This window comes from Mesorhizobium sp. M6A.T.Ce.TU.016.01.1.1, assembly GCF_003997065.1.
Lineage (GTDB): Bacteria > Pseudomonadota > Alphaproteobacteria > Rhizobiales > Rhizobiaceae > Mesorhizobium > Mesorhizobium mediterraneum.
Genome location: NZ_RZTJ01000075.1, coordinates 1 through 1,954 on the forward strand (window position 1 = coordinate 1; position 1,954 = coordinate 1,954).

Here is a 1,954-nt window from a genome sequence, read left to right on the forward strand (position 1 = left end):
CCCGCCTGTCGTTATGAAGCAGCTGCAGGCAGCGCTGCTTCAGCCGCATGAACTCGCCGGATGCAATGATTTCCGTCGCCCTCGGTCTTTCGAAGGGCACTGTGATTTCTTCGTGAATTCGTCCTGGCTGTGCCTGCATGACGATGATTCGATCCGCAAGCAGCAAGGCTTCGTCGATGTCATGCGTGACGAAGACGATCGTCGTTCTGAACTGCTCCCAAACCTCGAGCAGCAGTTCCTGCATCCTGAGCCGTGTAAGCGCGTCCAGCGCACCGAACGGCTCGTCCATCAACAGGAGCCTGGGCTGATTAATGAGGACGCGGGCGATCTCCACGCGCTGCTGCATGCCGCCGGAAAGCTGGCCGGGATAGCGGTCGGCAAATCCGTTGAGACCGACAAGATCGAGCATCCTGTCCGCTTCGCGCTCCCGTTCGGCGCGCCCGATGCCACGCATCTTGGGTCCGAAAGCGACGTTGCCACGTGCGCTCTTCCATGGAAAAAGGGTGTGATGCTGGAAGACGATGCCTCGCTCCGGATGAGGGCCTATCACAGGCAGGCCGTCCAGGGAGAGTCTGCCAGAGAGCGGCGTGATATGTCCCGCCAAGGCCCCGAGCAGGGTCGACTTTCCGCAGCCGGACGGTCCCAAGATACACACGAATTCGCCTGGCGAGATGTCGAAGCTCACATCGCTGACCGCGTCAAAGGCAGTGCTGCCGCCGCCAAGCCTAATAGAGACGTGCTCAGCCTCGACGCGGCCTGTCGTTGCGCGGAGGTAGCGCTGCTGGATATTCATAATCTGCCTTCCTTGCTGTTCCACGGGAGGAGTGCCGCTCCCGCGGCCTTCAGCAGAGCACTGCTCGCCATGCCGAGCAGTCCGATGACGATCATGCCGACGATAATCTCGGGATAGTTCTGCAGCGTGTAGGATTCCCAAGTGTAGTAGCCGATGCCGAACTGGCCGGAGATCATTTCCGCGGTGACCAGACAGAACCAGGATGTGCCCATGCCGATCACCAGCCCAGTGACGATGTTTGGAGCGGCGCCAGGGATGATCACCTCCAGGAGCATGGCAGAGCGGGTGCTGCCCAGGCTGCGCGCGGATGCGATCAGCCGCGGATCGACGCTCTCTACGCCGTGGACAGTGTTGATGAGGATCGGGAAGAGGGCTCCTGTGAAAGTGATGAAGATCATTGAAAGCTCCGAGGACGGAAACATCAGCACCGCGAGCGGGATCCATGCCACAGCCGGGATCGGGCGCAGCAGCTCGAGAGGGGTCTGGAGGAGGTCCCCGACGAAGCGCAGTCGGCCGATCACGAGGCCAAACGAGACGCCCACGACAGCCGCGATTGCATAGCCTGCAAATACCCGCCCAAGGCTGCTGGACACATGGGCAAAGAGGCGGGGCGAACGAATGAACTCGAATGCCGCCGTGACGACGTCTCCCGGCGACGGCACGTTTGCGAAAGTGAGGATGCCGAAGTCCACTTTCAGGGTGGACGCTATCTGCCAAACGGAAAGGCAGATGGCGAGGGAACCGGCCCGGCGCAGCCAGCGTCCGCCGGTCATCGGTCGCCTTGACTGCTTGCCAGGGTGGAGGCCTTTACGCTGGCGAAGTCCAGCACGCTTCCGCCATGCGCCTTGGCCCAACTCTCGGCATTTTCCTTCAGGAGGAACGCGCTGACCTCGCCACCTTCGGTACGCACGAACCACGCCTGATCGCCCAGAAGCTTGATGCCGCTGTCGCGGTCCTGCGCATAGAAGACCCGTGTTGCCTTGCCTTCGCCGTCGATCGCCTTGAGAGCCTTGAGGGCATTTTCCGGCGAGCCGATCAATGATCCCAAGCGCGTTGCTGAGATCTGGGTCAGTGGCGAGCCGCTGGTCCGGCATTACGCCTCGCCGGAAAATGCCCTCAAGGCTCTCAAGGCGATCGACGGCGAAGGGAAGGCAACACGGG

The 1,954-nt window shown here is 61.7% G+C and carries 3 protein-coding genes; all 3 read right to left on the reverse strand.

Annotation, left to right across the window (positions count from 1 at the left end; genetic code table 11):
- The coding region (locus EOC94_RS33190) for an ABC transporter ATP-binding protein (RefSeq protein ID WP_148128455.1) at positions 1-793 on the reverse strand (793 nt) is incomplete at its 3' end.
- Positions 790-1,566 (reverse strand): ABC transporter permease, encoded by a 777-nt coding sequence (locus tag EOC94_RS33195; protein WP_127295849.1) that lies wholly within the window; start codon positions 1,564-1,566, stop codon positions 790-792. The genes EOC94_RS33195 and EOC94_RS33190, both read right to left, overlap by 4 nt.
- A complete protein-coding gene (locus EOC94_RS33200; protein WP_127295850.1) occupies positions 1,563-1,832 on the reverse strand; it encodes a hypothetical protein in 270 nt (89 codons plus the stop codon). The genes EOC94_RS33195 and EOC94_RS33200 overlap by 4 nt, the downstream gene beginning before the upstream one ends.
- Positions 1,833-1,954 lie beyond the last annotated feature (122 nt).

Bases quoted from the DNA above. Each gene is read 5' to 3' on its own strand.
- EOC94_RS33195 (WP_127295849.1), bottom strand. From the start codon at position 1,566: ATGACCGGCGGACGCTGGCTGCGCCGGGCCGGTTCCCTCGCCATCTGC.